The organism is Nitrincola iocasae, assembly GCF_008727795.1.
Classification (GTDB): domain Bacteria; phylum Pseudomonadota; class Gammaproteobacteria; order Pseudomonadales; family Balneatricaceae; genus Nitrincola; species Nitrincola iocasae.
In genome coordinates, this window is record NZ_CP044222.1 from 2,668,971 (window position 1) to 2,691,891 (window position 22,921).

Below are 22,921 nucleotides of genomic sequence, written 5' to 3' on the forward strand. Positions count from 1 at the left end.
TAACCTTACCGTCGTCTTATATATTCGTCCAATGTATTAATTGGATAATCACTATGCATGAAGTGAATATAAACAAAATTGATCTCAACCTTCTCCTGCTACTGGACCGGCTGCTTACCGAGCGTCACATCACCCGTGCGGCCACGAGTCTAAATATGAGCCAGCCAGCACTCAGTCGAGCACTGGCCAGATTGCGCAAGATTTTTAATGATCCGCTACTGGTTCGCACCTCACAAGGCTACGACCTGAGCGCACGTGCAAAACAAATTCAACCCGAGTTAGGTGAAATCCTGATTGCTCTTGAGTCTCTGGTACAGCAGCCTGTTTTTGATCCCGCTGCCGATAATGGGCTGATTAAAGTCACGGGGCTGGATCTGGAACTGGCACTCTACCTACCCCAACTGATGCAACGTATGCGTGAACGTGCACCGGGTATGCATCTGGAAATTGTTAAACAGGAAGATGACAGTTTCGCTATGCTGGATCGGAATGATGTACATTTCAGCCTCAGTGGACTGGAACCCAGTGCTTCAACCGGTACACTGCATCGTATTCTGTTAGACAACATGTCGGCCGTGTGCCTGATGTCGCGTAATCACCCTCTGGCAGATCAGCCGTTAACACCTGAAAACTATGCCAATGCCGCTCATGGACTGGTTTCGATTACAGGCAGAGGGCCTGGTTATATGGACAGGGTACTGGAAAAAATCGGTATGCAGCGGGAAGTCATTCTCAGGCTTAGCAGCTTTATGGCTGTAGCAGATTTTTGTGAAACAACTGATCTGGTATTTACTTTACCGCAACGCCTGGCAGAACGTATTGCAGCAGACCGCGAGCTTTGCTTACGCCGCCTGCCTGCAGAACTACAACAACCGTCAGTGAAGTTTTATTTTTACTGGCACACCCGTCACCACCACGATCCCAGAATGATCTGGATTCGTGAACAGATAGCTGAAATTGCCCAGGCATTACCCGGCTTCAAGCCCGTATAAACCCGTTACTTATGAGCACCCATACAGTTGGGTGAAACCGGTACATTACCCTGTTGAGTCTGCCACTCCTGCGGTGTATAGAGATGCATAGCCAAGGCATGTATAGGATTTTGCATCAGTTCGGCAACCAGACCATAGATTTTCTGGTGCCGACGCACTTTAGACAAGCCATCAAACTCAGGACTGACCAAGGCCAGTTTGAAGTGGCTTTCAGTAGCTGGCCCGGCATGCATGTGACTTTCATTTTCAAGCAGCACTGTGTCTACCTGCATCCCCTCACGCAGCAAGGTTTCAATTCGTTCTGCAACACTCATAGTTTATCCTGCTTCTTTTCGGCTAATTTTATAAATTTATGATGAATACGGCGCACACTCAACCAGACCAGAAACATCACAACCGGAATCATGCCACCGATCACCAGTGACTTGTCAAACGTCAGCCCGGCATCATAAGTAGCATCCAGCAAATACTTGAGCAATCCAACCAGATAATAACTGATTACCACAAACGACAAACCTTCCACAGTATGCTGCATCATCAATTGCACTTGTGAGCGTTTATCCATGGAAGACAGTAAGGCCTGATTCTGATTCTGAATCGACAGATCGACCCGTGTCCGCATCATATCCGATGCCCGATCCACGCGACGCGACAAGTCTTCCAGGCGATAGGCCACGGATTCACAGGTTTTGACAGCAGGTGTGAGCCGACGTGTCATAAACTCACGAATAGTCAGGTGGCCTGACATTTCATTTTCACGTAACTCTTCCAGGCGCGTCAGCACCAGTCGGTGATAAGCACGGGTCGCTGAAAATCGAAAGGTAGACCGGGCCCGAAAGGCCTCAATACTCGCTGCCATATCCGTCAACTCCTCGAGAATTGCTTTTTCATCCACATGATGATGATCTGCCAGGCTCTGGGTAATACGCGCCAGTTGCTGATCCATGTCACTCAAATCAGGAGAAATATCGCGCGCCAAGGATACAGCCAGGAGTGACATTAAACGATAAGTTTCGATTTCCATCAGTCGCTGAGTCAAGCGTCCCAACTGACTGTTAGACATACTATTGTTAAGCACCATAAAGCGTCCGAAGCCATCACTGTGCAAACGGAAGCTACCCCAGACTCTCGCACTACCATTTTGTGGACAGCTACCAACCAGTCTGCTGCCCTCAAAAGCCGGACGGATAATAGAGATATCAGCCTCGGGTGGATGAGTAACATGCTGTAACTGAAGATGAAACGCGGCCACCACTTGTCCAGCTAACTGATCCAGCCACCCGGCTGGCAAGGGCGTCAAGCCAGTCTCGGCAAAAGGATCACTCTGTCCACCGGCTGCACACAAATTGATAAAGGTATAGGAAGCAAACTCCATATGCTGCTCACGGCGAAGACGAAAACTCCCAAAACTTTTTTCATAACAGCGAACATCTTCCCTAGGTTCTGGCACTCCCATGAGTCGATGCAACTCACACAAATGCTCAAACTGGGCTGTTTTCTGCTCCGGTGTTGTGAGTAAAGCGATATGCGTTACTTTTGCCGGGCAGGGAATAACCTGAAAAGGACGGGAGTGCAGCTCATCATACAACGCAGTGCGCAGCGGGTGCTGCTCAAGTTTAAACATGGCAAAAGTCATTTCAACGCTCTGAGTTATTACTCTGATTTTTGGCACTTAGTATACCTTTGTATACTACCTTTCGACAAAAATTAACCTGATTATGGACCACTGAAATGCGCTAAACCACAAAGGTTGCGTTACAATACTTTGCATGTTGATCCGCATTTTGCCCTCACTTGAATCCCGCGAAGCCTGGCTGAATTTTTTCAGCCGGGAAATACCCTACTGCCTGGTCGATGACCCGACAGTACTGGTAGACTTTCAAAGTACCTTTTTGCAGCTGACACAGCTTAACTCAGGTTCATCAGACCCTATCCGCTACACGCTGGGAGCACGCTCCAGCCTTGAACCTGCCTGGCAGTTGATCAAACGCTGTGACTGGAGCCTGAAGGTTGTTCTGGAGGGACTGAACAGCTTGGCATTCAATAGCAATGTCCGCGACAATAGCCATTTCAATCTCCCCGCTGATCTGAGTGTACGTAAGAGTTTTGCCCGGGAACCTCGCTTACAACCGGCAAGCCGAATCATGTTCCCTGCAGACTCACTATCCAAAGAGCATTTTTCAGTCAGGCAAGTTGCCCAGCTATTACATGATGAACAATATGACGCCTGGCTGTCACTGAAATCAACCGCGCCACTGAGCCCACACGCAGTAATTTTGTCTCTGTGCACTGAACCACATCGCTGGCAAGCGGACCAAAGAGATCAAATGCTAACTCTTTACCTGGATGGTCAGGCCCGCATCGATTGCCGCCTGACAAGTACATCACCGCCGCGACGTCTTTCCAGCCAGATGGTAAAACTTTGAGTCTTACCCGAACACATGCCATAATCTTGCTATAACCCCGGCAGAATAAGGGTTATAGAATACGGGTTAATGGGACAGGAAGTCATCAGCTGATTTCTACTTTTTGGTTTCGCCCTAAGGTCAGGTCCAATGTCACTATTTCAAACCGACAGTTCGCCCAAGGGCTGGATACTGATACTGGTTGCCCTACTATTCTCTTTTCCGGTAGTTGCCGATGTAAGTATTGGTGTACTGAGTCTGCGAGGTGACGCCAAAGTCACTGAAGCCTGGCAACCTATGCTGGAGCACTTGAATAACACATTACCGGAACACCACTTTGAGCTGGTCCCGTTGGGGTTTGATGAGGTCCATCTGGCTACCCGCCAACGGAATGTTGATTTTATCATTGCCAATTCATCTTTTTTTGTTAAATTAGAAAAACTCTATGGTGCCAGTGCAGTTGCCACTTTCTATACCCGAAATGCAGATACAGTTGCCATTAATAAGTTTGGCGGTGTAATTTTTACACGCGTTGACAGGGATGACATTCGCCTGCTCAGTGACCTCAAGGATAAGCGCATTGCAGCAGTGGACCCTTCATCGTTTGGCGGCTGGCAAACTGGCTTGGGTGAACTTCACCACCACGGACTCTCTGCAAACAGCTTTTCTGAACTCAACTTCCTGCATACCCATGACGCTGTGGTTAATGCCGTTCAGCAGGGCGATGCGGACGCAGGTTTTATTCGCACAGGTACACTGGAGCAGATGGCATCAGAAAGCACCATACAGCTGTCCGACTTCTTTGTACTGGCCGAACGTAATCAGGTGGACTTTCCTTATCGAGTGAGTACGGCTCTATACCCTGAATGGCCGCTCGCTAAACTCCCACACGTCGCTGATACCTTGGCCATGGACGTCGCTATTGCACTATTCAGTATGCCTGAGAGTACTTTAGTATTTCACTCTCCTTATGGCGCAGGCTGGACTTTGTCACAAAACTACCAGCCGGTGCATGATCTGTTACGGGAGCTAAGTCTGGAGCCCTATGCCTACCAGAATAACTTGTCCCTGATCGATGCACTGCAACGCTACTGGCAGTATTTGGTGGTAGCCCTGTCTGCGCTGATAGCCTGCACGGTCGTGCTGTTCTATGTCATTCATATCAACCGGCGTCTTCAGTTACAACAAGGAACCCTGAGCCAGCTCAATAGCCAACTGGAACAGCGTGTTGAGGAGCGCACCAATCGTATCGAAAGCCTGTTGGAGCATGAGCAATACTTACGCCGTATTGTGCAGACCGTCGCCGATGTGAACCAGATTATTATTACCTCAACACATCGGATAGAGATGCTTAAATCCGCTTGTGACCGGCTAGTATCACATCCTGAATATCGCTTCGCCTGGGTAGCTGGAATGCATTCCCGTGAACAGGACACTGAACGCCTGGTTAGTTCTTATGGTTCCACAGAGCAATTACTGGCGCTCACACAGCATCCAGTATCGCTGAGGCAGGTCTGGCTAGCAATACAAGACAATACCCTGAGAATACTCGGGGCATCCGACCTGCATGAAACAGGTTCGGATAGCCTGGATCTGACTGCGGCAGCTCTATTGCCCCTGCGTTCAGATGCTTTCTCGACACCCATGGGGGTACTCTGCGTGTATACCCATCGCCCTTCCGGTTTTGATGCTGACGAGATCAGTATGCTTGAACAACTGGCAGGTGACTTAGGCTTTGCCATGCATGCTTTTATCCGGCGCGAGGAGAGCGAGCGTGCCGAAGTCTCCCGCATCAGCAACTATGAAGAAACCATTCTGGCGATGGTGGACCTGATTGAAAAACGTGATACCTACACCGCTGGCCATACGCGTCGGGTAGCCACTTATGCCGAGTTGATTGCCCGCAAAATGGGGCTGGCAGAAGAACAGGTTCAACAATTGATTAAAGCCTCAACCCTGCACGACATCGGCAAGATCATCATTCCTGATGCGGTACTACTGAAGCCAGGTAGCCTGACCCCACTGGAATACGAACTGATCAAACAGCATGTCAGTGTGGGCTATGAAACTCTTTCTGCTATTAAGATGTACAAAGACCTGGCTGAATTGATGCGCCACCACCATGAACGCCTCGATGGCAGTGGCTACCCTCAGGGGTTGAAGGATGGTGATATCCCCCTACCGGCCCGGATTATGGCTGTGGCCGACTCCTTTGATGCCATGACCTCCAACCGCATTTACAAACCCCGCAAAACGGTCGATGAGGCGCTGACTGAACTGCAGAGCCTGACTAATATCCATTATGATGCGACTGTGGTTGATGCGGCAGTGCAAACGCTTAAATCCATTGATCTAGACAGCCAACCGAACGCAGAACAACTCCCTGATTCGGATCTGGAGCGTCAACGTTTCGCCTACTTTTTTAATGACCAATTGACCGGTCTCTACAATGCTGAATACCTGCGCTTTATGCTGCAACGAGAGATGCACCAGCACTTTCATTCCCTGCAGATGCTATTGCTACACGAGTTTGCCGCTTTTAATGTAAAACATGGCTGGCATGCAGGAAACCAGTTACTCCAGGGCTTTGCAAGCTGGCTGCAGACACACTGCCCTGGCGCAATGATTTTCCGGGTGATGGGCGATGATTTTGTGATTATCAATGCACCCGATGGCTGGCTGCAGAACCACGATCCGGTCACTGACTCCCCCCTGGCAGGAACCGGTGTGGGGGTTGAACAACAACGCTTTAACTGTGATACCGCCGGATTGGAAGCTATCCAGGATTATCTTAGATAAATACCCTTATACTTCATAAAGAGTATTGCAATTCAGCTAGGTAGCGGTGTTTTTAACAGATACAAATCGCGCTTAAACCCTGGTTGCGCATTCAATGTTATTCGTACGTGGAGAACCGAACTTGATATGGCATCACTTGGCATGGCGGCTAAACCGGGAGTATTACCTTCATGGACATAAAACGCTCATTCGGCAAACTAGCGTGGCTGTTGTTCTTAAGCCTATTTTTGAGCCAATCCTTAGCCGCTAAGGAGATAACACTTGAAGAGATACCTTGGCCAACCGAGCGAGAATGCGAACCCTGCGTTACCATTCAGTTTATGACCATGGAAATGCGTTTACCGTTAAATTTAATCGGTAAATTGCATGTCATTAATTCTGGCACCAATTTGCACATTTTACCTCCATCCTATCCATCTCAGAACAGCGTTTTGTTTCTCGCCATCCCACCCGAAAAACTGTTAACGCTGTTTGAAAGTAACGGTCTGCTGGATGGTTTGAATATAAATACCAACGAAGAATTTTTCGATGCTTTAGGCGCACGACCAAGTGAGAACGAATCCCTAGCCGCTCTTCGACAGATCAAGGACCTGGATATAGCCAGTCAATATACCAAGACATCAAAGGACTCGGTGCATGCCTACCGGATTCAATCCGTTCAGCCTAACAATGACACGATCTACTTTGTTATTGATGATGAAGAGATTGTTTACATGATTGCTGGAGAAATAACAGAAGAGTTATATGAAGCTGTGCTCTCAAACCTTCATATTAAACCTTGGTCTTCATATTAACACTGTAGTATGGCAGCTAATCCAAGAGCTTTACGATCATGGGCATAAATAGAGCACCCATACATGCTTACCTGGCTCAGTCTAAGAACGTATGAAATACTCAGGCCTGCCGAAATGCTGTTCGGCAGGCCTGTTGCAACTTATAAATCCAACGTAGCCGTTTCTTCAAAGGTGTCGGATTCAACGTCGATCATCTTGTAGGGATGATCAGCGGCCAGCAGTTGCTTGCCTTTTTCAGTTGGAAACTCCACATCCAGATCGACAATCCGGCCATCACGACAGACGTTGATGATGGTATCCATGCACGAGCTTAGCAGTGAATACTTTTCATCCGGCGCGGCGATGATGGTCTGCAGACCCAGATCGGTCATAAAGCCCAGCGAGGTGACGGTGTTCTCGGAATCGAGCTTATTGAACGCTTCATCGAACACCGACAGGCTCATACCGCCGACTGGCTTGCCATCACTGCCCTCTTTAAGACGATAGGTTGCGCCCAGTGCGGCCGCCATCGCGACATAAAAAGGTACCTGATGCTCACCACCAGAACCGGTTTTGATACGCTGGGTCAGGGTAGTTTTGCGATTACCCTGCAGATCCTTGACCACCAGTTCGAAGTTATAGAAGTTACGGTAATCCTGCAGCAGGGTACTTTCACCCTCATTCTTCAGCACTTCATGGATTTTAGTCAGCGCATCGCGGTGACCGGAATCCTGTTCATGGTTGATATCAAACAGCGAACCGACGTTGGCCTGATCCATACGGGTGTAGGCTTCCACCAACTCCAGAATATCTTTTAGTTCCGGGTTCGGCATCATCTCGAAGCTGTACATCTCTTGATGGAAAGGACGATTCTTCAAGTGACTGTTCAGTTCACGAATCAGATCTTTAATCTTGTCGATCTGATCATTCAGATGGGCAACAAAGTCAGAACGGAACGCGGTTTCGGCCTCCAGTCGGGCTCGTTCGGCTTTCTGGGTATAGAGCGCCAGCTCGGATTCCTGCAGCGCAGTGACTGTTTCGTTAACGTATTTTTCCAGGTCTTCGTGGGTGGAATCGGCACTGATATTATCCAGCCCCTGATGAGTCATACCACCGCCATGATAACGCGCTTTATATTGCGCCACAGCGTCGCGCACCGCATTTTTCTTTTTCTCGTGCAGCTGCAGTTCACTCTGAGCTTTCTTGGCCGCCTCAAAAATGATGCGCTCCAGCTCACCGTCACAGCTTTCATCCAGGTAATCACGTTTTTCCTGCGCGGACTGGGCATCAAAATGGGCGCTGTCTTCACAGCGGCTGCGTGCCTGCGCATGTTCGCTCAGTTCACGCTCCAGCACTTCCAGGGAAGCGTTATCCTTGATCATCCCGGTGCGGACTTTCTGCAACTTGTCCATCAGTGATTTTTGCCGTGCTTCGATGGTTTTTTGTTGCTCAGCCAGTTCAGCAATACGCAGTTGAATGCCCGTGTCATCATGATTGCGCAGATCGACGATAGCTTGATGATAACCATCGATCTCACTATTGAGTTGATCGCGCTGATTGGTCAGATCAAACACCCGCTCATTCACCTGCAACAAGCCGGAACCCAGCTGAATCAGAGAGTCACGCAGTTTTTCCAGGGTTTCATGCTGTTTGCCCAGGGTGGTGAACTCGGCGATCATCTCGTCCACCTGCTTGCCCTGCTGTGCCAACTGATCGCCACGACGGCGGATACCCATAATCGGGCTCAGCTCGTTGATCGATGTGGTTGAGCCTTCCGTCTGCAACATGCAGTCATAGGTCAGGGCGCGCTCATGACGCAGCAGTTCATTTTCTGTTTCTACCGCCATCACCCCGCCGAGGGCCCGATTCATATAGGCCAGGGCATGGTCATTGGCGGTTTCGATAAACTCAACCAGCGTGCCGCGCTTGCCGCGATTGATCCACTCACCGGTTTTAGTGGTGTTAATAATCCGGCAGCCTTTCAAATGACGCCCCTTACGGCGATAGAGGGTAATGGCTTCCTTAACCCGATCCGGCGACACCACCAGCGCTTCACGACGTGCCCCCAGGAAGGATTCGATAGCAATACGCCATTTATCCTCAGTGATATCCACCAGCTCACAGATAGGCGTGCATTCAATACCATATTCTTGCAACAGGCTGATCAGCTCACGCGTAGCATGACGTACAGGTGCCCGGCCTTGCTGCAATTGCTCAACGGCACTTTTCTGGCTTTGAATCTGGGTACGCAGCTCATTGATACGTATCACCGATTCTTCATAACGCCGCGCTATGGCCTTACGCACCGGATCAACCTGCTCACGCAATTGACCCAGGGTGGTATCCACTTCCACCGGTGCTTCCGGCCACATGCCACTGAGGGTGTTTTCACCCGAGCGCCATAGCTGTACGGATTGCTCCACTACCGGGCGAAAGTTATCCGGCAACAGGTGCATCTGCTCGGAAAAACCCACTGTAGTACGCATCAGGTTATAGACCTGCTGAATTTTTTCGCGCACCACTGACACTTCATGTTGACGCGCTGAAATCCGTGATTCCAGGGCATTCACCTTGTGTGCCGAGTCGGTATTGTTCAGTTCAGCGCGAGTATTGGCCAGATCCTGCAGCGTGGTGTTGAGCGCTTCGCTGTTGTTTTCCAGATCTGTCTGCAGGGCCGCTTCCTGCTCAGTGTAGGTTTCCAGACGCTCGGCCGCTGTTTCCTTTTTCAAGTCAGCATGCTCAAACCGGCCCTCGTGTACCACCCATTCATATTCGACTGAGTTTTTCACGTTACGGGAGATGCCCTGACACAGTTCCTGAGCCTTCTCCAGCTCAGCAATACGGTTGGCAACCTCGCGAGTTTTCTGCTCCATCGCCCGGTATTCATCCAGCGATTTACGGAAAGCACCGACGTGGACGATATTCTCGTCCAGCACGAATTCACGGATAAAGCGCGTCGGGCTGTCGATCGGCAGGAATTTCAGCGCATTCTTAAAGTTCTTAATGAATTTTTCATCATCATTAGGCATCTGCGCATCATGACTCAGATGCGTGACCATCTCTTTGACAAAACGACTGGCGCGTTTTTCCAGCACCATATCCGGACACTGCTTCAGCAGGTTTTCGCGCACTTCCGGCCAGGGTTTCGGCAGGCGACCACCACCTTGCTTCACCGAAAAGTCATCCAGCGTGACAGAGAAATCCGGCAGAATAAAACGACCGAGAATATCCTCATCAGCACTGGCGGTAGAGGCGCTAATGGCAATGCCGACACAGCTTTCTTTGGCGGTTTCGGTATCGAAAAAGCTCAACGCCATATAGGTGAGTGAGTCTTCACGCGCATTCACCTTCTTGCCCAGATCATCGAGGAAGCCCAGGCAGTAGGTTCGCAGTGAACGCTCGGATTTTTCACCCGCCGAGGCGTTGAAGCTCAGGTTACGTTTGTGCCCGCCCATCAGCACCGTCTGTATCGCATCCAGCAACGAAGATTTACCCGAACCGTTGGGGCCGACGATGGCCACATTGCCCTTGATAGGCACTTCAATCGCGCCCAGCACATACCAGTTGACCAGTACGATACGGTTAAGCTGTTTCATCAGTGCTCTCCTCTGAACTGGCCTGTGAGTTGTCCTGTGCGTTGGGAGCTTCCGGATCAATATCACACAAGGCTTCCAACTGACCAATATAGTCTTCGACGACTACCTGTCGAATTACCGGGCTGATTTTAAGAGGGATATTTTTAGGGTCAGTTTCATCGGCCTTGCCGCGTTCGATCACCCCATGGCGGGTAAACAGCGACAGTATCTCTTTCATCCGGGTTTCATTGGGAATCTCTTTACCGGTCAGGTTCTCGTACAGGCGCAACAGCGAATCGGTGGTAATAAATGCTTTACCATCCTGGATTTCGAACTCTTCCAGCTTTTGTTCATACATCTGACGCAGGCAGAGCAACAGCAACGACTCATCCAGACGCAGCTTCAATACCCGCTCATCAGCCTGAGGAACCACGCCCAGGTAGGCTTCATCCGGCTGGTAGATCAAACTCCAGCCAATGGCCTCAAACAGATTACGAAAATAGTCCACGTGGGATGAGATCAGAAAGTAGCTATCCCGATGCAGCGGACGGTCGGCATACAGAAACTGGCTGACCAGCAGCAAGTTGGCTGCGCGGGTGAAATCTTCGGCCTCATACTGTTCGGCCCGAGACAAAACTTTTTGCAGATCACCTAACATTATGAATTCCTGTGTATTTCAAAGCCACGACACTCAACCACATCAGCGACGCAGACATAGGTATCATCAAATTCAATCCGGTACTGGCTGGCCACCTTGCGGGCTTTCTTGCCCAGTGACTGCAGATGGCGGATATAACTGAAGCAGATATAGTCCTCAACCGACTCTATGGCAAAGTCGGTGGCCTTAACCCGATCACTGCCGTTGAAGTGACGACTCAGATACGCCTCTATGCGGTCAACCTTAACCTCGCGCCGCTCTTTGTACTCTTTGAACAGACGCCGCAGTTCCAGCACCTTGGGATCAATTTCATTGCGGGTAATCACCCGTGGCTGGGCTTCAACCCGGCGACGCATCGGCGAACGCACACTCGCCGGTGAAATAAAGCCCACCTCTTCCAGCGTGGTGGGTAGCGGCAGTTTACCGCGTTTTTTCTGCCCCAGCTCGGCAATCAGACGGGATAAACGTGCCGCCATACCCGGGGTGGTTTTATCCATGTAGCGCACGGTATCCGCTACACGTTTTTCCAACTGATAGCGGAAGTCATCGATGGCGGACAAGCGCTGATCCACTGACTCGAAGATACGGATAATACGGTTGATGTGCTGATGCACCATCGCTTCGGCACTGTCGTAATCCAGTTCATACTGCAGCTGATAGTGCTGCGACAACTGCTCGATGCGCAGCAGATCAAACTGCAGGTCACGCAGCATGGAGATAATCTGCCGACGGTAACGAAACGGGTTATTGCGGGTTTTTAAGGTTTTATAGTCAGACACCAGAATGTTTGCCACAAACCGGTCAAAGAAGCCGCGCACGATTTCCTGAGGATTCTTACTTTCCGACAGAGAAATTTTCATCTCACGCAGGCCCAGCAGCATATCGGTCAGGTGGGCGCTGAAATCCGCCGCCGTTTGCGCTGCCTCGGACAGCGTAATACCCCGCCCGACCGGATCATTGATGGCTGCTTCCAACGAGCTGAGCACGTTCAGTACCGCACCGCCGTAACTGCGTTTTTCCAAGCGGGCAATGGCGACCAGAGAACGCAGCAGATAACTGATTGACGGCGTTAACAGCACATATTGACGGTAGATGCGCTGCTCCTCTTCCAACCAGCCACACTCCACCAGGCGTCGATAAATACGATTGGTGTAATCGGCACTGGAACGCGGTGGTTCTGCATCATCGTCGGACTCAGATTCCCAGCGACGTACCCCCAGGCGCACCACAGCATTCTCAATCGTTGAGCGCACCAGGTCACGGGGGATGAACGGATCGATAAGATCCTCATCAAAAAACAGATCAGCCAGTTCCAGCAGCACCGCCTGGTAGATCTGACGGTTCTGTCCGGACAACGGCAGAAAGATAGCATCGGGTAATTTATTGAAGAGCATGCAGATCCCTGATTTATCACCTGACGGCACCTGTCCGGCACCGACAACCCAAGGGCAGATTCTAGCGGAAATTTCGCTCTGTTCCTAACCTTTCATGGCATTGACTTGCTTCAGTCAGTCAATACTAACTGCTGTTTGGCTACTTGCAGGCGAGCGTAGGCGTCCAGCAGCTTATGATGATAAATAAAGCCCTTCAAGGATTCATCATGGGTGCCAAAGTCATCAAACAGGCCATCGCCTGTCAGGAAACCCTGCACCATTCTGATCATTTCCGTCCCATAGATGCGCTCAAACACAGGTAAGAAATCGACCAGATCACGCGACTCATCCAACTCGATAGACAACAACTGATGCAGGCAACGATAAGTAGTCAGCGCCCTGGACGGAATATGGGCAAACCCGAGCACCCACTCACATAACTCCAACCCTAACTGACGATCACCCGAAGCCAGCGCCAGACGCATTTTCAGTTCGCCAATACGTAACCAGGACCAAACAGTGCCTGCATCAGGGACCACGCCGATCAAGTCAGCCACCAGTTGCTCTTCATTGAATGCCGCATCTTCCAGGGCATCCAGCAGATCAGCAAAGCCCTCAGCATCCAGATCACTCAGTGCCAGCAACGCGGGTCGCAGTGGAGCCGCCGCATTGTTATTACGCCAGATCAACTCATCCACCGGATAAATCTCAGACATACCGGGAACTACAATCCGACAGGTATACACCCCCAGATGTTCGTAATCGGCAATATAAATATCCATATCGACCCGATGAATACGGAAGCACAACTCGTCAAACTCAGCCTGGGTATCCCCTTCTATATTCCAGGGGGTGTAGGGGTAGTCGGTAGTAGCCGACAACATATCCCAGGCAAATACACCGCTGGAGTCAATAAAATGGGTTTCCAGATTATGCGGATCAGCGGCCTCTTCAATATCCAGTGTAGGGATAGGAAAATCAATTAACTGCTCCAGTTCACGTCCCTGCAACAAATCAAGCACAGCACGTTCCAGTGCCACCGCAAATTTCGGGTGCGCACCGAATGCAGCATAACAGCCGCCATCAACAGGATTGATCAGGGTGATGTTCACCAACGGAAACTTGCCTCCTAAGGATGCATCGCGCACCTCGACAACAAAACCCTTGCTGCGCAGAGTCCGCAGAGCGCCTTTTACTTTGGGATGCTTGGCAATTTCAGATTCGGGAATCAATGGCAGACTGATACCGGAGGAGATAATGGTATTTTTAATATGCCGTACAAAAATTTCTGACAGCGCCTGCACCCGTGCTTCCCAAATACTATTCCCTGCCGCCATACCATTGCTGACATAAAGATTGCCTAGAATATTGACTGGAAACCACACCGTCTCACGTGTGCTCTGTTTGACAAAGGGTAATGCACAGATACCTCGAGCCTCATTACCGGAGTTAATATCGATCAGTGCTTCCGGGTGAATTTCATTATTCAAGTCGTAATGGTTGCGAGCTCCTTCATCAAGCAAACCTTCAGGCCACTCGGCGCTTTTGACTGGAAACCAGCGCTCATAGGGAAAATGCACAAAATCACCCGAAGCAATTTTTGAACCCAGAAAGTAGTCAGCAAAAAAATAGTTGCAGCTCAACCGTTCAAAAAACTCACCCAAAGCACTCGCCAGCGCGGCCTCACGTGAAGTGCCCTTACCATTGGCAAACAGCAGTGGGCAGTGTTTTTCATGGATGTATACAGACCAGACATGGGGTACCGGATTCAGCCACCGTGTTTCCTCTATCTCGAACCCCAGCGCCTGTAAACCAGCGCTCATCCGCTCTATAGATTCTTCCAGCGGCGCATCTTTTCCCAGAATCTGCGTCATTCATACTCTCCCAAGGGTAAAACCAGACTGTATCGCCAGATAAACCAACGACCAGTGCATCTTATTGATTGATCAAAGATTATACTGCAACGTCCTCGAACTAAAAAATTTATATTTTTTTCGCTTACTGTGTTGACGACACCCTCTCCGATCATTAATATACGCGGCCTGTGTTGAGCGATTCCCTGATAGCTCAGTTGGTAGAGCAGTAGACTGTTAATCTATTGGTCGCTGGTTCGAGTCCAGCTCGGGGAGCCAAAACATAATTGTCGGAGTGTAGCGCAGTTTGGTAGCGCATCTGGTTTGGGACCAGAGGGTCGGGGGTTCGAATCCCTCCACTCCGACCACTTTCCTTTCTCAAGACTTCCAAAAACATCCTGCATCCCTTGTAAATAGTGACTTTAGAGCTTAGCCTTATTCCTATAAGTTTATTCCTATAAGTTCTCGATCAATTCAACTTTAATACCTTTATCAGATATATACTAATTAGCTGAAGAGACTCTGTTCCAGAGTAGGCTAAGCTCTAGCACTGGAAGAGTCCAAGTTGCATTACGGAATAAGCAAAACAACCTAGAGGAGCTACTCCATGGCAATTCGTATCAATGAAACCGTCCCCAATCTTCACCTGGTTACAGATCAGGGCAATTTTGACCTACATGACTGGATCGGTGATAGCTGGACGATTTTGTTTAGTCATCCAAAAGATTTCACTCCCGTTTGCACCACGGAATTCGGTGCCGTTGCTCAGTTAGCCGATGAGTGGGCAAAACGTAGCACCAAGGTCATTGGCTTATCTGTTGATGGTGTTGAAGAGCACAAACAGTGGAAGAACGATATTGAAACTTATTCGGGCGCCCAGGCAAGCTTCCCTATTATTGCTGATGATGACCTGGCCGTTTCAAAAGCGCTGGATATGCTGCCTGCTGACGCCTACCTGCCAGATGGTCGCACCGCCGCAGACTCCGCAAGTGTTCGCGTGGTGTTCATCATTAGCCCAGACAAAAAGCTGCAATTGTCGATGACTTATCCTATGTCTGTCGGCCGAAATTTTGCAGAAATTTTGCGGGCACTGGATGCGCTACAAACAACCTATGGTGCACCCCTAGCAACTCCAGCAAACTGGATTCAGGGTCAGGACGTAATCGTTGCGCTGTCTTTAAATGACGAACAAGCCAAAGACAAATTTGGTGAAATGGATGTAAAACTGCCCTACTTGCGTACGGTCAAAAATCCTACGTAGGATCTCGCTCTGTGTAGGAGCTCACTCTGTGAGCGATGCCTTTCGCCCGGGGACCGGGCTCCTACAATCGAACCCTTTCGCCCGGAGGACCGAGCGAATGCTGCCCGCTGAATTGTAGGAGCTCGGTCTCCGAGCGAATGCTGGCTCAGCTATTAATATAAGCTTGTTGGCAAAGGAATCCAGCAGCAACTATGATCTGCTGAATCAAGAAGGCGTAGGTTTTTATTATTAGCACCCCTGAAGCCCACAGGCCATCGCTGAGCCAGTTCCAACGGTATTACTCGGTCTAGTCCACCGACATAATGGGTTTGCGGAAGGTCCGCGAGCGACGCGGCAACATCCGCAGGATTCAGCGATGCTCTTAAGGGAGCTACTCGATGGAGTGCTGTCCAGGCACGATGATCAAGGTTGCCTGCCACTGTGACTAAATGCACAACATCCGTGCGTCGAGCCGCCACCAGTGCAGCGATCGCACCACCACCCGAATAGCCGACCAGGACCAGCTCACTGGCATTAAAGTGCTGTTTAAGTGTATCGATGGCGATGTTAGTAGCCTCAATCACTTCTGTCGCAAAGCGCGCTTCGGTCCAGTAACGCGAGTTGCAACCTTCCTTCTCGGCATTGATATATTGACACGGGCGCGCCAGATAAACCGCATTACCACTCTCTTGCGCCAGAGCTAACCGCAAGGCCAGCGGATCTCTGGGCGTCGGATCAGAGGAAGGCTGGCTTTTACTTACCCATGCAAAACCATCACCTTCCAGGTATAGAGTCAACAAGGCTTCATCAGCGCTAACCTTAGACAGGTACGCCATAAGATCGAAATCGCCCGCTGGAAGGCGTAAAGCCTGCCAACCATGCGCTGATGCCAGTTCATCAGCATGGGTTTGGCGCTCCTGAACACTTGGGATACCGGAGCAGGCTACAAGAACAAGAGACAAAAATATGGTAACAACTAACCGACATATCATGTGAACTTATCTCAGCTGTCTAAGAATGAATAATACCAGCCTTTTCGCCCGGGGACCGGGCTCCCACAGACCAGACTCTCACACCCCGCCTGTAGGAGCTTCTGTAGGAGTTCGCTCCGCGAACGAAAGGGGGTTATTCGCTCGCGGAGCGAGCTCCTACAAAAAACCAATAAGAAAACCAATAAGAAATCAGAATGCCCAACGCAATTTTATGCTGGCGGTCTGATTCAGAAAGTCCTGACGATATTCAGCATCATAACGTGCGGAGATCTCCATGCCTCCCGCTGTATGGGTTGCCAGGCCCAGCCCACCTCGTGCTAGCCAGGGGCTGGGGTCCATGCCTTTTGTGGTGAAGGCAGCGCCCGGTGCACCAGCGAAGCTTGAGGTTATGCTGGTTTGCTCATTCAATAGATCATACCCCAGCCCCAGGTTAGCCGAGAGCAAAACATCTTGCTTAAGCTCTTGAGTGAGCTTGCCATCCATAGCAAGGATCAATTCATCTGTAGTGCGACTAGTAACCTTCAGGTTAAGTGGCCCCGCTCCGGTCTCCGTATAGCCTTCATCACGGATCCAGCTGTAATCAGCACGCACAGATGGCGTAAAAGTCGTGGTGTCACTCAACGTAATGTTACGTCCCACGCCTGCACCGGCGGTTGCCACCAGACTGTCATAGCTGGAGGTTGCTCGCTCACCAAAAGACAGGAGATCACGCGTACCTTTGTTGCGGTTCTGACCGACACCCAGTTGGAAATTGATTTCAGTAGCCTCATCCAGGGCATGACTGCCGTAGCCGATTAGCTGATAGACATCAACCTTGGCGCTGTTAGGAGCAAGGGTGGAATTACCATCGACGCTGGATCTGGCATAGGCGAACGACAGGCCCAAGCGCGTGGCATCAGAAACAGTGGTATCACCACCAAAAGCCAAACCGGCTGTATTGGACTTGTAACCCGAGACGCCCCTGCGGTCATCCTGGTCGGCCCAGCTACCAAAGGGTTTCAGCCAGAACTTTTCATCACCATAGAAATGATCACCCGAGCTTAAACCACGGTTGGATTCGATGCGTGCCTGCACCACACGGTTCATACCCGTCAGAGCCGAGGTCGCGGCCACCTGCGAGCCGCCAACCAACAATGGCAAGGTTTGAGAGACCGCAGTATTGACCTGCTCGTCGGTTGTAAAAGGAACGAACAGCGTAGCAATAGGCCCGCTCGGGTCACTCACAAAAATACTATCGAGGGCACGGGCGGCCCCAAGCGCCACTGCATTACCTTTGGCAACAACAATTTGCTCAGTCAATCCGTTACTGCTTTCCCCTTCACCTGCCGCAGCAGCAGACAGGGTGAGGTTGACCTGATTGTCCACTTTCTGGGCACCGAAGTTGAACAATGTGGAATTATCGGTAACAGTGAAAGTACCACCCGAGTCCAGGATCGTGGCACTGATAATACCCGCCATACCATTGTCCACTGCCGTGATGAAACCGAAGCCTGGATTGGAGACATCGACATCGATCCGGGCATTACTTGGCAGCGCAGCGGTGCCATCGACCACCAACTTGCCATAGGTGGTGTCATCGGTGACACCGACTTTGAATACCCCGTCAGCCGTTTGCGTGTAATTGCCTCCCAGGATCAGGGTGTCGCCAGCAGCGACCGACAGCATACCGCCATCGACGATCATGGTGCCGGTGTAGTCATTCAAGTTACCGGTAAAGCGTGTAGTGCCAGCGAGCAAGCGAATGGCGCCTAAGCCGGTAATATTCGGTGCAAAGTTATATGCAGACTCGGTATGGTTAAATACCAAATTACCGGTACCAACACCGTAAACACTGCCGAAGGCCAGTGTCTCCGCATTTAAGGTACCAGCCGCTACCGCGGTATCACCTGCAGCAGCGCCAATATTGAGAGTACCGGTGGTTCCTCCAAAATAAGCGATGAAGGCACTGCTTGCTGAAACCACACCGCCATTGCTAATGCTCAGGTTACCTATGCTATATATGCCCACATACAACTCACCGCTATTAGTCCAGCGGGAGCCCTCACCGTCCACCGTCACGCTGCCGGTACCGGTGCTGCCACTAAAACCAATGTAGCCGTTAGTATTAACCACCTCACCACCATCGCTGATAGCAAGACTGTCTGTCCCTGCATGGCCCACGAACAAATCCACGCTATTAGTCCAGAGGGAGCCCATACCGCTCACCGTCACTGAGCCGCTGCTGCCAGAAAATTCGCGGCCAATGTAGCCGCGAGTACTAGCCACCACACCACCATCGCTGATAGCCAGGCTACCGGTACTACCAGTACCCACTGACACAATACCGCTATTAGTCCAGCGGGAACCCGCCCCCTCCACCGTCACTGAGCTGTTGCCAATGGAGCCAAGGTAGCCGATGATGCCAGCACCATTAGTTACCGCACTGCCACCATTAATGGTCAGCGTACCAGTAGCATTAACACCAACTATTAGATTATTCCCGCCAAGATTCCAATCCCCTATAAGAGGATTGGGGGTCGGCGTATGATTAACATCCCCGGTTGTTTCCACATCTGCCCATACTGACCCCGTGCTGATAGCAAGCGCCAGTGCAGCTATAGCACCCGTTACACAGAGGCCGTGCGAGCGTATGCTATCGGGTAGCGATACGGAGCTTTTGCCGCGTGCAGAGGTGAGTTCACTCACAGCCATCCAGACCTGGTGGCTGACATTCCAGATAACGTTATAAACTTGATTCACTGCAGCAACCTTATTTGGAAATTTTTAGAGGAGGGCGTAGAGTTATTCCTGATCCTGTTAGCTTCAGTGACCGAAATAACAACTTAGAGTGGAGCCTTACCCAGAAGCAACTCAATCATGAGTTAACAATAGAGGCAGACTCGTCAAGGTTTGCTGAATCGTAACAACACAACTTCGAGATGGAATCTCATAGTAACTCAGATGACCGCCTAGCGCAGCATAGTTAAGATCAGTTACAGACTTTGTCTTTCAGGTTGACAGCTGATTTGATATTAATGCTGCAAAGGGTCAACATAATCAATGGTATAGAATCGACTGTCAGACTTCGTTAGTTGGAAACAATACTCCGCAAGCTCTTCACCAGCATCTCAGGCTCCTGTGCACCAGAAATCAAATACTGATCATTGATAACAAAAGCCGGAACAGAGCTTATTCCCATCTGCTGCCAGCGGGCCTCCTCTTCACGCACGGTCTGCACATACTGATCCGATGCCAACATCTTCTGAGCCGCCTCGCCATCCAGGCCAATGCTTTCCACCCAATGAACCAACACAGCCGAATCACTGATCACCGCATCATAGTGAAAGTAGGCCTCAAACAGTGCTTTTTTCATCTCGGTTTGTTTGCCCTGCTCCGCGGCCCATTTCACCAGTCGGGCATAACCTATGGCACACCAGGGGCAGGCAATATCTGAAATAATATCGATTCTGACGGGTTGCATAGAGCCCTCCTTAATGAAAAAACTTTCAGCAATGCCACAAAGAGGAATACTAACCCGAAAGGCAACGCTGGTTTTGATATTTTACGGATACAATAGTGAAGCGGATACCAGCGCTAATACTAAGCATAGATTATGCCGACATACCGCGAAAACATCCGTCGTTTCTGCTTCTTTAAGTGGCGTGGTCGCATAAGTTCTGCCATTCAGGTCCATTTAAACTGACTTGTGTCTGCAGTATTTATAGACCGCTCTAATAATCATAAAGGAGAAAAGCCATGGCTATTTCTACCGGAAATCGCGGTGTCGTGTATACAGGTCCTGGTAAGGTCGAAGTACACTCTATCGCCTTCCCTGAACTGTCCCTCGGTAAACGACAATGCCAACACGGCGTCATCCTCAAAGTGCTCACTACTAATATCTGCGGTAGTGACCAGCATATGGTCCGGGGTCGGACTACGGCACCATCTGGCCTTGTTCTGGGCCATGAGATTACAGGTGAAATCATCGAGTGTGGCCGTGATGTTGAGTTTCTTAAAGTGGGTGATATTGTTTCTGTACCGTTTAACATTGCTTGTGGCCGTTGTCGCAACTGTAAAGAAGGTCGAACTGGCATCTGCTTAAACGTAAACCCTGCCCGCCCAGGTGCTGCCTATGGTTATGTGGATATGGGCGGATGGGTTGGTGGCCAGGCCGAATACGTTATGGTCCCTTATGCTGACTTCAACCTGCTCAAATTCCCGGATTCCGATCAGGCCCGCGACAAAATTCGTGATCTGACCCTGTTGTCAGATATTTTTCCGACAGGCTTCCATGGCTGCGTAACGGCAGGCGTCGGGCCTGGATCGACTGTTTATATTGCGGGTGCTGGGCCTGTAGGACTGGCAGCAGCTGTTTCTGCACAGTTACTGGGTGCAGCCTGTGTCATCGTTGGCGATATGATTCCTGAACGCCTTGCTCAGGCCAAGAGCTTTGGCTGTGAAACTATCGACCTGCGCCAGGATGCCGAACTGCCTGCATTACTGGAACAGATACTCGGTGTACCTGAAGTCGATGCCGCGGTTGACTGTGTTGGCTTTGAGGCCCATTGTCATGGCAGTTGTCATCATGAAGAAAAGCCTGCAGCTGTTCTCAACTCCATGATGGACATAACCCGTGCTGGCGGACAAATCGGCATACCCGGCCTCTATGTAACTGAAGACCCTGGCGCGGTCGATGAGGCTTCCAAACAGGGCAGCTTGAGTATGCGCTTTGGCTTAGGTTGGGCGAAGTCACACTCCTTCCATACGGGCCAATGTCCGGTGATGAAATATCATCGTCAGTTGATGCAGGCTATCTTGTTCGAGAAGGTTCAGATCGCCAAAGCCGTTAACGTGCAAGTGATTTCACTGGATGAGGCCCCCAAAGGCTATGCCGACTTTGATGGTGGGGCGGCGAAGAAGTTTGTTATAGACCCACACGCCGAGTTTGCGGCTTAAAAGATCAACCTTTTCGCCCGGGGACCGGGCTCCTACAGCATACTGTGGGAGCTCGCTCTGCGAGCGAACCCTTCGCCCGGAGACCGGGCTCCTACAACAACCCGCGCTTGCTTTCGCCCGGGGACCGGGCTCCTACAACATACTGTGGGAGCTCGCTCTGCGAGCGAACTCTTTCTCGTGAAACGGGATTATTTTTGTGAATTCAATGTATCTGATGGCAATTCGCCAAACTGTTTCCTGTACAAGTAGGCCAGCCGTCCCATATGAACAATCCCCCACTGGTTAGCTATTTCTGTCACCGTTCTTTGTTTGTCGCTCGTATTGAGCAGTTCGTCTCGAATGCCCTCCAGGCGAACGCTTCTGAGGTACTCCATAGGTGACATGCCCAAGACATTACCGAAGATGTTTTGAAGTGACCGGTAGCTGCAGCCCGCATAAGTCGCCAACTCTTCCACTGTAATTTTTGCATGGGCATGGGCATGAATATAATCACGCGCACGCTTGAGATTGCGCGGCATGATCACGGGATTTGCAGCTGACTCAACAATATCCGCAAAGCTATTGGGATGCAGGCTAATAAATTGTGTCAGCAGATAATTTTCAAGGTTGGCAAGACTGATGGGGTTCATCAAGACCCCAAGCGGTCCATTCATTTCTTTCATTGCGTAAGCCACGGCATTCTTCAGAGCCTGCCCGGCAGGTTTGGTAAGATCAACGCTTTTGGCCAGTTTAAAATCAATACTTCCTGCCTTCTCTCCCAATAAGCCACGCGCATGTTGCCGCAGTGCATCATGGCTAAATATCAGTGCATCACCAGCATAACCCTGCAGATCCAGCTTGTATGGCCTATCCATATTGATAATCAGCCCCTGATTCGCTGAAATATCACTGGCTTCACCATGTTGCTGCAATCTTCCGGAACCGGATGTTTGAAAATTAAGTGAAATAACCTCCGAACACTGATCCTCTTTTACTAAGGCCTCTATTGGTGCGCCCTCGCCATACGAGAACGACGATAATCTAAGTTTGTTAACAACACAGCTGCAAACAGAAGAATTCAGGCGGGCTTTTTTATTGGTGATATTTAGCTCATGCGGCGTGAACTGCTTCCCCAGCACATGGCGGATCTCATCAATATTCGTTGAAGAAAAAACATGATGATTGAATAGGTTCATGGCGAACTCTTGAGCCATAACTACACTCACTGTCTGATCTATCAGGTAGATAGCGGCGTGTCCGTTTGCTTGTTAGTTACGAAGCGTTCACCCAACTAAATAATACCGCACCAGCGATGATAATATAGCTATTGGATTCTCGGGTCGAGAA

At 50.3% G+C, this 22,921-nt stretch carries 16 protein-coding genes and 2 tRNA genes; 8 read left to right on the forward strand and 10 right to left on the reverse strand.

The window, feature by feature from the left end; genetic code table 11:
- The first annotated feature begins 53 nt into the window (after window positions 1-53).
- Window positions 54-992: a LysR family transcriptional regulator gene (locus F5I99_RS12325; protein WP_151056427.1), complete on the forward strand. Its 939-nt coding sequence runs from the start codon at window positions 54-56 to the stop codon at window positions 990-992.
- 5 nt (window positions 993-997) lie between these two features.
- Here F5I99_RS12325 and F5I99_RS12330 read toward each other — a convergent pair whose 3' ends face one another.
- Both F5I99_RS12330 and F5I99_RS12335 read right to left on the reverse strand, forming a co-directional pair.
- Window positions 998-1,306: a BolA family protein gene (locus F5I99_RS12330; protein ID WP_151056430.1), complete on the reverse strand. Its 309-nt coding sequence runs from the start codon at window positions 1,304-1,306 to the stop codon at window positions 998-1,000.
- Complete coding sequence (locus F5I99_RS12335) at window positions 1,303-2,628, reverse strand: DUF3422 family protein (RefSeq protein WP_151059167.1); 1,326 nt, start codon at window positions 2,626-2,628, stop codon at window positions 1,303-1,305. Before F5I99_RS12335 ends, F5I99_RS12330 begins: the two co-directional genes overlap by 4 nt.
- Window positions 2,629-2,761: 133 nt before the next feature.
- Between F5I99_RS12335 and F5I99_RS12340 the strand changes: the two genes are divergently transcribed.
- The 3 genes from F5I99_RS12340 (at window position 2,762) to F5I99_RS12350 (ending at window position 6,990) form a co-directional block, all read left to right on the forward strand.
- Entirely contained in the window at window positions 2,762-3,418 is a 657-nt protein-coding gene (locus tag F5I99_RS12340; protein WP_151056432.1) for a hypothetical protein, read from the forward strand.
- A gap of 129 nt (window positions 3,419-3,547) precedes the next feature.
- Complete coding sequence (locus F5I99_RS12345; RefSeq protein WP_151056434.1) at window positions 3,548-6,196, forward strand: HD domain-containing phosphohydrolase; 2,649 nt, start codon at window positions 3,548-3,550, stop codon at window positions 6,194-6,196.
- 170 nt (window positions 6,197-6,366) lie between these two features.
- Window positions 6,367-6,990, forward strand: coding sequence for a hypothetical protein (locus F5I99_RS12350; protein WP_151056436.1), 624 nt, complete (start codon window positions 6,367-6,369; stop codon window positions 6,988-6,990).
- A 140-nt stretch (window positions 6,991-7,130) separates the two neighbouring features.
- On the opposite strand, the gene F5I99_RS12355 is transcribed toward F5I99_RS12350, so the two are convergent.
- The 4 genes from F5I99_RS12355 to ycaO all read right to left on the reverse strand — a co-directional run bounded on the left by F5I99_RS12355 (window position 7,131) and on the right by ycaO (window position 14,449).
- Complete coding sequence (locus F5I99_RS12355) at window positions 7,131-10,565, reverse strand: SbcC/MukB-like Walker B domain-containing protein (protein ID WP_151056438.1); 3,435 nt, start codon at window positions 10,563-10,565, stop codon at window positions 7,131-7,133.
- Window positions 10,552-11,202: a DUF4194 domain-containing protein gene (locus tag F5I99_RS12360; RefSeq protein WP_151056440.1), complete on the reverse strand. Its 651-nt coding sequence runs from the start codon at window positions 11,200-11,202 to the stop codon at window positions 10,552-10,554. Before F5I99_RS12360 ends, F5I99_RS12355 begins: the two co-directional genes overlap by 14 nt.
- Window positions 11,202-12,596 (reverse strand): Wadjet anti-phage system protein JetA family protein, encoded by a 1,395-nt coding sequence (locus F5I99_RS12365; RefSeq protein WP_151056442.1) that lies wholly within the window; start codon window positions 12,594-12,596, stop codon window positions 11,202-11,204. Before F5I99_RS12365 ends, F5I99_RS12360 begins: the two co-directional genes overlap by 1 nt.
- Before the next feature lie 110 nt (window positions 12,597-12,706).
- Window positions 12,707-14,449, reverse strand: a complete 1,743-nt coding sequence (ycaO, locus tag F5I99_RS12370; protein ID WP_151056444.1) for a 30S ribosomal protein S12 methylthiotransferase accessory factor YcaO — start codon at window positions 14,447-14,449, stop codon at window positions 12,707-12,709.
- 182 nt (window positions 14,450-14,631) lie between these two features.
- Between ycaO and F5I99_RS12375 the strand changes: the two genes are divergently transcribed.
- The 3 genes from F5I99_RS12375 to F5I99_RS12385 all read left to right on the forward strand — a co-directional run bounded on the left by F5I99_RS12375 (window position 14,632) and on the right by F5I99_RS12385 (window position 15,689).
- A tRNA-Asn gene (locus tag F5I99_RS12375) sits at window positions 14,632-14,707 on the forward strand.
- A 12-nt stretch (window positions 14,708-14,719) separates the two neighbouring features.
- Window positions 14,720-14,796 (forward strand) — tRNA-Pro (locus F5I99_RS12380).
- Window positions 14,797-15,035: 239 nt separating this feature from the next.
- On the forward strand, window positions 15,036-15,689 hold the full coding sequence (locus F5I99_RS12385; RefSeq protein WP_151056446.1) for a peroxiredoxin: 654 nt from the start codon (window positions 15,036-15,038) through the stop codon (window positions 15,687-15,689).
- Window positions 15,690-15,841: 152 nt separating this feature from the next.
- Here F5I99_RS12385 and F5I99_RS12390 read toward each other — a convergent pair whose 3' ends face one another.
- The 3 genes from F5I99_RS12390 to F5I99_RS12400 form a co-directional block, all read right to left on the reverse strand.
- Entirely contained in the window at window positions 15,842-16,660 is an 819-nt protein-coding gene (locus tag F5I99_RS12390; protein ID WP_151056448.1) for an alpha/beta hydrolase family protein, read from the reverse strand.
- Window positions 16,661-16,849: 189 nt separating this feature from the next.
- Window positions 16,850-19,399: an autotransporter domain-containing protein gene (locus F5I99_RS12395; RefSeq protein WP_151056450.1), complete on the reverse strand. Its 2,550-nt coding sequence runs from the start codon at window positions 19,397-19,399 to the stop codon at window positions 16,850-16,852.
- A gap of 328 nt (window positions 19,400-19,727) precedes the next feature.
- The gene (locus F5I99_RS12400) at window positions 19,728-20,120 is read right to left on the reverse strand and encodes a DsbA family oxidoreductase (RefSeq protein ID WP_151056452.1); all 393 of its coding nucleotides are present in this window, start codon (window positions 20,118-20,120) and stop codon (window positions 19,728-19,730) included.
- 275 nt (window positions 20,121-20,395) lie between these two features.
- Between F5I99_RS12400 and fdhA the strand changes: the two genes are divergently transcribed.
- Entirely contained in the window at window positions 20,396-21,595 is a 1,200-nt protein-coding gene (fdhA, locus tag F5I99_RS12405; protein WP_151056454.1) for a formaldehyde dehydrogenase, glutathione-independent, read from the forward strand.
- Between the two features lie 188 nt (window positions 21,596-21,783).
- On the opposite strand, the gene F5I99_RS12410 is transcribed toward fdhA, so the two are convergent.
- Window positions 21,784-22,788, reverse strand: a complete 1,005-nt coding sequence (locus F5I99_RS12410; RefSeq protein WP_151056456.1) for an AraC family transcriptional regulator — start codon at window positions 22,786-22,788, stop codon at window positions 21,784-21,786.
- Window positions 22,789-22,921: the final 133 nt, after the last annotated feature.

Bases quoted from the DNA above. Each gene is read 5' to 3' on its own strand.
- F5I99_RS12360 (WP_151056440.1), bottom strand. From the start codon at position 11,202: ATGTTAGGTGATCTGCAAAAAGTTTTGTCTCGGGCCGAACAGTATGAG.
- F5I99_RS12385 (WP_151056446.1), top strand. From the start codon at position 15,036: ATGGCAATTCGTATCAATGAAACCGTCCCCAATCTTCACCTGGTTACA.
- F5I99_RS12335 (WP_151059167.1), bottom strand. From the start codon at position 2,628: ATGACTTTTGCCATGTTTAAACTTGAGCAGCACCCGCTGCGCACTGCG.
- F5I99_RS12325 (WP_151056427.1), top strand. From the start codon at position 54: ATGCATGAAGTGAATATAAACAAAATTGATCTCAACCTTCTCCTGCTA.
- F5I99_RS12390 (WP_151056448.1), bottom strand. From the start codon at position 16,660: ATGATATGTCGGTTAGTTGTTACCATATTTTTGTCTCTTGTTCTTGTA.
- F5I99_RS12345 (WP_151056434.1), top strand. From the start codon at position 3,548: ATGTCACTATTTCAAACCGACAGTTCGCCCAAGGGCTGGATACTGATA.
- F5I99_RS12340 (WP_151056432.1), top strand. From the start codon at position 2,762: ATGTTGATCCGCATTTTGCCCTCACTTGAATCCCGCGAAGCCTGGCTG.
- F5I99_RS12365 (WP_151056442.1), bottom strand. From the start codon at position 12,596: ATGCTCTTCAATAAATTACCCGATGCTATCTTTCTGCCGTTGTCCGGA.
- fdhA (WP_151056454.1), top strand. From the start codon at position 20,396: ATGGCTATTTCTACCGGAAATCGCGGTGTCGTGTATACAGGTCCTGGT.
- F5I99_RS12350 (WP_151056436.1), top strand. From the start codon at position 6,367: ATGGACATAAAACGCTCATTCGGCAAACTAGCGTGGCTGTTGTTCTTA.
- ycaO (WP_151056444.1), bottom strand. From the start codon at position 14,449: ATGACGCAGATTCTGGGAAAAGATGCGCCGCTGGAAGAATCTATAGAG.
- F5I99_RS12400 (WP_151056452.1), bottom strand. From the start codon at position 20,120: ATGCAACCCGTCAGAATCGATATTATTTCAGATATTGCCTGCCCCTGG.
- F5I99_RS12330 (WP_151056430.1), bottom strand. From the start codon at position 1,306: ATGAGTGTTGCAGAACGAATTGAAACCTTGCTGCGTGAGGGGATGCAG.
- F5I99_RS12355 (WP_151056438.1), bottom strand. From the start codon at position 10,565: ATGAAACAGCTTAACCGTATCGTACTGGTCAACTGGTATGTGCTGGGC.
- F5I99_RS12410 (WP_151056456.1), bottom strand. From the start codon at position 22,788: ATGGCTCAAGAGTTCGCCATGAACCTATTCAATCATCATGTTTTTTCT.